Source organism: Deinococcus radiotolerans (assembly GCF_014647435.1).
GTDB lineage: Bacteria > Deinococcota > Deinococci > Deinococcales > Deinococcaceae > Deinococcus > Deinococcus radiotolerans.
The window spans coordinates 31,682-40,984 of sequence record NZ_BMPE01000029.1 but is presented as its reverse complement, the minus strand read 5'-3'; the positions used below and the strand labels follow the sequence as shown (position 1 = coordinate 40,984).

At 61.6% G+C, this 9,303-nt stretch carries 3 protein-coding genes; all 3 read right to left on the bottom strand.

Annotation, left to right across the window (positions count from 1 at the left end; translation table 11 throughout):
- Nucleotides 1–427: 427 nt before the first annotated feature.
- From IEY63_RS21080 to IEY63_RS21070, 3 genes are read right to left on the bottom strand one after another with little or no spacing between them, the layout of a single operon-like run.
- Entirely contained in the window at nt 428–5,554 is a 5,127-nt protein-coding gene (locus IEY63_RS21080) for a DNA translocase FtsK (RefSeq protein ID WP_189070973.1), read from the bottom strand.
- The gene (locus IEY63_RS21075; protein ID WP_189070972.1) at nt 5,551–7,275 is read right to left on the bottom strand and encodes a methylation-associated defense system protein MAD7 family protein; all 1,725 of its coding nucleotides are present in this window, start codon (nt 7,273–7,275) and stop codon (nt 5,551–5,553) included. Before IEY63_RS21075 ends, IEY63_RS21080 begins: the two co-directional genes overlap by 4 nt.
- Nucleotides 7,272–9,038 (bottom strand): hypothetical protein, encoded by a 1,767-nt coding sequence (locus tag IEY63_RS21070; RefSeq protein ID WP_189070971.1) that lies wholly within the window; start codon nt 9,036–9,038, stop codon nt 7,272–7,274. Before IEY63_RS21070 ends, IEY63_RS21075 begins: the two co-directional genes overlap by 4 nt.
- Nucleotides 9,039–9,303: the final 265 nt, after the last annotated feature.

Below are 9,303 nucleotides of genomic sequence, written 5' to 3'. Positions count from 1 at the left end.
CATCCGTCCGGCGCATCCTGGCGCAACTTGAGCACACTCATGTCCCGTTTTGAAGGGTAGTCAGCATCGCTACACAACATGGCCTCCCACCTACTCAAAAGTGGTTGAACACGATCAGTGACGCCTTGGGCCTCCCAGGGGCAATCGGTGATGAAGTGCTGCAGTTGATCCTGTTTCCTAGGCGTGAGCTAGTGGTCAGTGGTTGCATACTTTTTCGGTTTGCCGGATACACGTAAATCGGTGCCCTGCAGTATTATTCTTAATGGCGGAAGTACGTTTGGAACGGGCGAATCAGGTCGGCGCGTGAAAGGTCTGTCTCGGAGATCGGAAACACTTCAATAAGGAGGCCAGCATCTACGATGCTGGCCAAGAAGCCGATAAATATTATCCCATGTCAGTTGGCATCAATTACTCTGACGGACCAGTTTTATGATGGCTGGGGTTCCCGCTTCTCGCCAATAGAGGACTGAATATAAGTTAGAAGGTCTTCTTCGGAGAGATAGGGAGCCTGCAGGCGAATCACCTCCCCACTTGATTTCCGGTAGAGCATGTCTCCGCGGCCTAGCAGATTCTCCGCGCCAACGGTGTCAAGAACGATGCGGGAATCTACGCCTGAGGCTACTTTGAAAGCAATGCGCGCCGGCAGGTTGGCTTTTAAGGTGCCGGTGACCACGTCGGCGCTAGGGCGTTGGGTGGCCAGGATCAAGTGAATGCCTGTGGCGCGGGCCACTGCCGCGAGACTCATCAGGTCCCGTTCAAAGGCCTCCCGGTCCTTTTTCCCCATTATGCTGAGCAGCTGCGCGTACTCATCGATGATGGCTACTACTGGCGGCAAGGCTTCTGCCGGGTAGCGGGTGTTGAAGTCTTTAATTTTTAAGCTACGTCCACGCATGACCTGTTGGCGGCGAGGCATTTCTTCTTTCACGAGGGCCAGCAGACGGTCCCGAGCCTCATCTGGACTGGTGATGACCTTTCCACCTATCAAGTGCGGCAAGGTCTCGAAGAAACTGAAGTCCGTTTGTTTGGGGTCAACAATCAGCAGCTTGAGGTCATTCGGGCCGTAGGTGCTGATGAGGCACAGAACGAGGTTACGCAAGAAGACGGATTTACCCGAGTTGGTGGCGCCAGCCACGAGCAGATGCGGAAATTCACTGAGGTCTTCTTCGATGTTCCGGCCGTCGGGGGTCTGGCCGAGGATCACCGGTAGAGCCCCAGGTTGGCCCGCTGGAAGGGCCTGCAGCCAGGGCATCAGAGGAATGGCCGTCGGGGTCTCCCGGGCAATATCAATTCCGACAAACGAACTGCCCAGCACGTTGTCAATAAAAGGGATGCTGGGGGACGCGAGGTCCCGGGCGAGATTCTCCGCCTGGCGCTGCAATCTGCTAAGTTCCTGACCAGGGTGTAACCGGACTTTAAAGCGGACGATGGTAGCCCCGACGTCGGCGTCTTCCACGCGAATCGGAAAGAGGCCGAAGCCGTACTGGCGCAGCAGCCGGTCCATTTGTTGGGCTTTGAGAGTCAGCCAACTGTGCAGGGCATGATCGGGATCGTCCGGGGAAGCCTCGCCGGATTGGTCGTCTGGGCCGGGATCTGGCGTTGATCCGGTCTCGTCGGTTGGCTGAGGCACGCCGTTCTGAGGAATGAGGACACCCGTTCCGTGGGGCATGTCGGGATTACTCGTCTCGGAGTCGCCGGCGTCTTGAAAATTCACGTGCTCATCGGCCAGACGCCAGGTGGCTTCGGTCACGCCCGCGTGGTGCTGCTCGGCTAGGTAGCGCAGGCGATTCAGGAAGCCTGGGCGGGCGTAATGATGAGCAATCATCGGGATGGTGCCATCCGTGTTGCCCACAGCGGTGAACTCTTGCGTAGCGTGAGTGCGGCCGGTCAGGGTTCCCATGCCGTTGTGGCAATAAATATGAGTTTCACCGCGGACGTGGAGTGTGAACGCACCGCGGGTCAAGGCGTCCACCGCGTCGTTCCAGACGGCCAGGTCGTCATACTCAATGTGCATTGTGCCGGCCAGAGCCTGGGCCAGTTGGTCGTACCAGTAAGGAGCGTCGAGGTGGAGGGCACCGGGAGCCCACACGCGCGCCAGGCGTGTTGCGCCGGCCCGCACCTGCACCTGCGCGTCCCGCGCTTCGCGGTCGAACGAGGCGTTCTCGATGCATTTGGTTTCCACCACGAGGGCGTCCACCTGCAGTTGTCCAGCGTCGTCAGTGCTGAGTGAGAGGCGCAGCAGATCTGGGATCTTCCCTTTGAACCAGTGCGGGAAGTCGTCCAGGTACAGCCAGGTGCGCAGGACCCCCGGTCTGTCCGCCTCGGTCGCCTCCACGGTAGCTTTGGCCGTGACCATGCCTAAAATCTCGTTGAGGTAGGCCCCAGGTCCTGCGGCGCGCAGCACAATGTCCCCAGACACCTGTTTGGCGGCGTCCACAAGGGCCTGGGCCACGTCCTGGGCGACGGTGGGCGGCAGAGTCGGGATCAGGTTGGTGAGGTTGGCACTGAGGCGGCGGGTAACGCTGCGCTGCACCTTACGTGAGGAGGAGACCGTCAGCTTGTGCGCCCGGTCGGGCCCGATGCCCATGGAGTAGCGGATCACCTGAACCGCGTCAGGGAAATTGCTTTCCAGAAGGTACCGGTCCACCACGGTGTCGTAGCAGATAATCCAGTTGAATGTCTCGTGGAGGGCGGTGAGCTCGGTGCGCCACCGGTCAAGGGACACGTTCAGGCTGAACTGCACCGTCTCGTCTTCGGCCATGCGGCGGGTAACGTCTTGCCCTTTGTACGCGGCGTACTGGACGAGTAGGTAGCGGTGGGCAACTCGCGGCAGGGCTGTGGCCGTGAGGGGAATGGAGCGGTCCTGATGCCCCGCCTGGTGCGGCTCATGAGTCTGAGCGGCGTGGGTGAGCAGGCCCTCGAGCGGCGTGGTGAGGCTGTCCACCACAGCGTCCTGCACTTCCTGACCCCGGGTGCCGATGACGTCGGCGAGAATGGCGATGTCCGTGTCTGACACACTTTGCATCAGTTCATGGAAGGGCACCTCCACCACTCGCAGGGTGAGGTCGGGGAAATACGCGTCGGCTCGGCGCGTCAGGGCCTCCTCATGGTCTCGAACCCACCGCTGCACATCGCGATACAGCGCCGCGCCTTCATTTGGGGATTGAACAACGAGCGTGCACTTCAACTTCCATTTACGCCGCTCCGCAACGCGCACGAGGTGATCGGCAAGTAGGCCTGGCAGGGCCACGTTCCGGCATTCCACGAGGTATACCTCGAGGCCGTCGAGCACAAACGGGTAGGTCTCGATGTAGTCCTCAATGACGCGGGCCATTTCTTTGGCGGCGTAGGCGGCGTGCGTTTTCGCGTCGGAGGTACCGGCGTGCTCCTCTTCGTGCTTGATGGGAACAAACAGCTCATAGCCTCCTTCGGCATGAGCTGGCGCCAGGTAGCGGGCATGCTGGGAGGGCAGTTTCAGACCCAGGACGCCGGGTGCGCCGCTCGACCCGAACGTCCCGTCAAGGCCCTGCAGAAAGCGGGACTCATCAATAATGTCGGGCGTGTCGTGCTCGGTCAGGATGCGCCCAATGACCGTGCTCAGGGCGTGGTGCCGTTCCTGCCACCAGTGCAGCTTGAACGGATGAACGGACGGCACGACCGCCCAAGTGTCATCTTCGTGGCCGGTGACGGTCCAGGCGCGTGCGACGAGCGGCATAACGTGGCGGAGCCCGGTCGGCTGGCGCACGCTATCCAGGAACGACTGCATCCACGAATCGTACGCGTCGAGTAGGGCATTCGTGGACGTAGAGAGCAGGCCTCCAGCCAGCGCAGAGCGGACGTAAGTGTCCCAGGCCGTCTCGAGGTTGGCATGTTCGGTGAGCAGCCGCTCGCTGGCGGCCGCACCCACCCAACCGGGCAAAGGCCCGCTCAGCAGGGCGCGAAGGTCCTGCGGGCGCGTGTGGTACGCGCCAAGACTCTCGTGGGGACGCTGCAGGTCAATGTGCGTCGGTGAGACGGCGTGGTCAGCGGTAAACACGGGAATGACGGCGGGGCCATCGCGCACTGTGGCCTGCAGGTGCTCAACGGCGGCGCCCAGGGGGCCCTTGGGGTCGAAGTGCCACAGGAGCTCTGTGCTGTCTTGGAAGAGTTCAGACGTCACTTCAATTTTGAACCGCAGGCTACTGGGACCGGTGGTCTCAAAGTCGTTAGGCGCCTGACGGAGGACGTCAAATGTCCAGGTGACGTGCGGCAGGAAGCTGGCCAGGCCGCCGTAGAGGGCAAGGAACGCTTCCGCCGCTTGCTTGCTGTGCTCTCCCGTAGGTTCGTCGGCTGTTACCGTGACTTGCGCCGCTTTGCCCTGGGCGCTCTCCGGCCGGGGGTGCAGCATGCTGATTAGGGCGCGCAGCACATCGAGGACGAAGTCGTGGCCTTCAATGAGCGTGGGGCGGGCCAAGCGGGCGAGCGCGGCCCCAACGCGTTTGGGCAGAAGGCTGCCAAGTTCATTGATCAGCGCTTGCACGTGCTCCGGCGCTGGCTCTGTTCCCTTGAGCAAATCATCGAGCGCCTCCTGGGCGTCCCCACTGAGGGTTGGATCACCCGGCAGGGCCGCTTGGGTGTGCGCTCTGACTTCAAGGCCAAGCGCCTGACGTTTGGCTTTGGCGGTGGTCTGTGTGGGTTTGTACAGCACTGGCTCGACGTCGCGCCAGTCGAGTTGTAGCACGCTGCGCAGGTCGTCCCCACTGAGCACATCCGTCAAGAACCGGCGCAGCAGCGCCGCCTTCACCTGAGGGGTGAGGCCACGCGTTCCTTCGTCTTCAAAGAGGGGTTCGTGCTTCTTGACGCTGTTGCGGTAGGTGTCAAGCCGCGCTGGCTCGAGCAATTCACCGCCGAGGGCAGCCGCCGTGATATTGGCTTGCAGCAGCCGGTCACTGCGCTGGGCGTCGGCCGTCGCCAGATCAGCACAGCGGAACAGGCCCAGTTCCGGAAGGTTCAGGCCAATGGCGCCTCTGATGGCAAGACCGGGTTGAGCTGTGAGCTCCCGATTGAGCGCGTCAAAGAAAGCTGCGAGGCTCCGCACTTGGGGTTTGCGAATTCGGTTGAGCCGGGCTACAAAGGCCATCAGTTCTTTCCGGGCGTCAGGGGTTAAGGTAAAGGTCCGGAACGCGGCATTGAGCAGGTGAGGCAAGCCCAGGTTGGGTTGCGCCAGCGTCGCTTCGTCGACCGTGAAGAGGTCTTTGAGGCTCTGCGCATCGGACGTGACGGTATTGCTGATTAGCACTAGGGCGTGCGTAGCCGGCACGTTGTTGCGGTACCAGGTGGGTGACTTTTCCGGCTCCATAGCGTAGCCGTCAAACCCAGCAATGCGTCCCGTCGTCCGGATCAGGAGTTCGCGGTCGTTTAACTTATCGCCCAGCAGGCGTAACTCGCCGAGTAGGGTGCGGTAGGTCGCCTCGTCAAAGCCGTTCAAACGCACAAAGCTTCGCTGTCTGGACGCTGTTGTGGTCAGGAGGTCTCGCAGCACAAGCAATAGAGCGCGGGTCAGCGTCGGTGTGGTCAAGACAGTCTCCCGCTGACGAGAGCGGTGGCATCGGAGTACTCCTTGGCCAATCCGGCGCTCGTGAGTTTGTCCAAGAGGGCTTGCTGGTTACGCTGATAGTAGTCGGCGTTGATGCCATGCCGGTCAAAGACGCCTGACAGCCGCGCCTGATCCAGGCCAATCACTAGGCCGTACCGGTCATACAGTGCCTGCAGGAACTCTGCGTATTCCATGTCGCGCTCCTGTCCGGTTAAGGCCAGAACAAGGGCCTTGAGCAGCTCGTTGCCCATCACATACCGCGCGCTCTGACCCTGAGGAGGAGCGACAAAGCCGCATGACTTGGCGAGTTTGCGGTGCACGCCCAGGAAGTGCTTCGTGAAGTCGGGCATGACCAAGTCCGCGAGCTGCTCGGCCACGAGGGCCCGGTTCAGCCCACCGGAACTCGCGGCGAGTCGGTCGACCCACAGGTAAAAGTCGTGGTCTGCGGCGCTCTTCTTACCTTTGGGGCCCTCGCCCGAGCCCTTGGTGACTTTGGCTTTCCCAAGAGACCAGCGTTTGGTGTGTTCGCGCAGCGCCAAGCCAAACGACTTGTCTGGCGTCACATCGGCCCAGGCAGCCTCGACCGTGGCCGTGACAAAAGCCCGCACCGCCTGAGCTTGGACGGCCTCTTGCTCACGGAAGTGGGCACTGGACGCGCGCCGCAGCGTACTGTCGCCGTCCTGGTCCAGCAGGTCTAGCAGCAGAGCGGGACTAGGGGCGCTAGGGGCCAGTACGGCGTGGGCCCGCCGGTAGATGTAGAGCGTCAAGTGAAACGCCATCAGGTGGGCGAGCGACGTCAGGGCGTCGGTGACGCCCAGGGGCGCCCGGAGCAGCTGCGCTACGTCCTGAGCGAAGACGTGAAACAGCGGATCATCCTTCCGGGGCAGCCAGCCCAGATGCCCACCTTTTTCTTCGCTGGTTTCCCGTGCCAAAGAGAGCTCAGCGCTCGGTTCCTGACGGGCCCAAGTGGCATCGATCAGGGCCGCCAAGCGCCCAATGGCAGGGCTCGATTCCCGGAGGAGCAGCTGAAGCTGACCACCGATGGCGGCGGCCAGGGCTGGGTCGCTGTGCGTTCCTGCGGACAGCATGAGGTAATACAGCTCCCCCCCCCGCGCAAAAAAGTTCCGGGCGGACAGGCTGATGCCCTTATCGAGCTCAGCGGTATCTGCGTCCAAGGTGGGGTCACCGAACAGCGGCAGAATGCCACCTTTACCAGGGGTCTTGTCCTCTTTACGCAGCGCTTCCCAGAACAGGAGGTGCTCGTGCACAGGAAACAGCGACTTGGCGAACCATGACCGCTGTTTTTCCACGGCGGTGTAGGAGCGTAGGAGCGACTGCACGGAGGCCAGGACGTCTGTAGATCCCTCTTTGTCGGTCATTAACGGGGTCCGCTGCAGCTGCTCTTTCAGTTGCGCGGTCGCCTTGACGTCCCTTTCGTCAATTTTTCCACTGACGCCGTCGAAGAACACGAACCTTCGTAGGCCAAGCCGGCTGTACTTCCGGTAGGGTTGCGGGGGCGTGGCGTCGTCCGGGCCGCAAATGCCTCGCCCCAGCGCATAGTCGTAGCCGACGAGGACGTTTAAGAATTCCAGGGTGTATTCCACCCAGTCTTGACCTTGACGGAGTCGGTGCCCCCAGATCCAGGAGGATACTGGGACTGTCTCGGGAATGTGGTGGGTTTTGTTGCCATATTCGTGCGTCATGCCTGCTCCACAGACGAGCTGCCCAGGAAGAACAACCGGCGGTGCTGGTACGCCCGTCCGTTGTACTCGAAAAATTCCAGTTCGTTGGCGCTGCGCTGGGTGCCGAGCCGCGCCACGAGACTATCTTTGAGATGCCGCACCGCGAGCTCGCATTCCTGGGCCAGGATGTCTGGTGTGCTGCCGTAGGCTCGGCGCATCACATACTCAAACCGCAGCAGATTCATGTTCCACGGCACCGTCTGGGGGGGCACGCCGGGCACCTGGAGCCGCAGGGTCAAACTGCTCCACCGCTCAATCATTTCGTTGGCATCCGGGTGACTTGGGACGAGGTCGATGTTGGTTTCGGCAATGCGCATCAAGACCGCGGGGACGGCGTTCTCTAAGCTGCTCGATGGGTGCGCCGTGACGTACAGGATGTGCCGGTCGGTCAGGTACAACCCGGAAAACGCGCGGTTCAAGCCGAGAATCAACAGGTTTTTGATGTGCTCCCGCTTTAACGACACGGCCTGATCAATCAGCTGAAGGTAGTCCTTCAGGAATTGGAACGGTAGGAGCTTTAGAACGAGGTCGCCGTCGGGATGAGTGAAGAAGGCTTTTCGGCGGCAATGACCGAGCCAGCGCGTCACGAACTCCTGCGCGGCCTCACTTGTGGCGCTCAGCCCCCGCAAGTACGCCTGGCGGTCTTGCTCAAAGAGTCGTCCACCGAGGTCAATGCTGTTGCCGAATAGTTTGGCATGCAGGTCCGGCTGCATTTCGTCGTCCCCGACGATAAAATGATCGAGGTCGAACACCGATTCTTGCCCGACATTCAGTTTGCGCAGGTGGCGGATGGCCGCGGTTTTTCGCCGGAAGCCCACCGGCGCGCTTTCGCCAAAGGCGTTGCTGTAATACGCGTAGGAGGGGGCTTCGTACTGCCAGGCGGTCTCGTCCACCTGCGCTCGCCGCTTGACCTCGGTGCAGGAGAGCCCGCCGGTGATGGTGTAGGCGAGGTGAATCAACATGTCCCGGAAGGTCACGTGAATGTCAAGCTGCTCAAGAACGCCGTACAGGAAGGCCAGGCGGTCTTTGATGCCCGGCTGCCGCAGTTGCGCGGCGTTGTCCGCCATGGGGCAGGTGTTCCGGACCGGGCAGCTGCCGCAGCCACTCCACGCAACGTCCGCCGTCATCCAGTCGAGCACTGGTCCGATGTACTGCGATGTGGCGACACGGTTGAGGTCGATCACCAGCAGCTTCGCGTTCGGCGTGAGATCGGGGCCGTGCCGCAGCTGGTGATCAATCTGCTGCGCCAGGACGCTCAGACCACGCTCTTCAAGCACTGCGCGGAGGCGACCCTCGTTGGCGGCAATTAGGTACGGCGCGCCCGTCTGGCCCGTCAGGGCGGAGCTGAGTTCGGCTAGCACCGTGCCGGCCGTAGCGATGGACAACTCGGATAGATCTTTTACGACGGTCAGGACGACGTCGCCGGACTCGAAGTGATGGATTGTGTCGTGACTTGGCCATACAGTCAGCGGTGAGTGCCGGAACGCCCCCACGATCTTACGGCACAGGTACGTCTTACCGTCACCTGCGTTGCCGGTCAGGATGACCGTGGGCGGTGACGGACTGTGAAACGCTGCTAGCAGCTTCGCTTCCAGGCGTGTTGGGATGCTCAAGGAGGGGATGCCTGTTGGGGTCGCGGACGTGAACTCGTCGAACGCCGCTTCGTGTTCTGAGGACGCGGTCGTGTAACGGTTCAGGTAAGCCACGAAAGCATTGTCATTCACGGGGACAGATCCTTTGATCGGGGAGTTGAGCACAGCCGACGCAACTGGGCTGGACGAAAGCGGAGTACAGATGAGCCAGAAGGATTCGGCAACGGCAGACTGCCGGGACTAGCCCAGAAGAAGATCCGGTGCAGTCTAGAGACTGACCTAGCGTTGAACTGCTTAGATTGAGCAGTCCGGGCAGACAAGATGGGGGTGTACCCCCCCCTTTGATCTGTGCGCTCTTCGGTTGGCCGTCGCCCCACCTGTGCTGGGCACTGGCCGC

What these genes read in the sequence shown, in the direction of transcription:
- IEY63_RS21075 (WP_189070972.1), bottom strand. Translation starts at nt 7,275, where the DNA reads ATGACGCACGAATATGGCAACAAAACCCACCACATTCCCGAGACAGTC.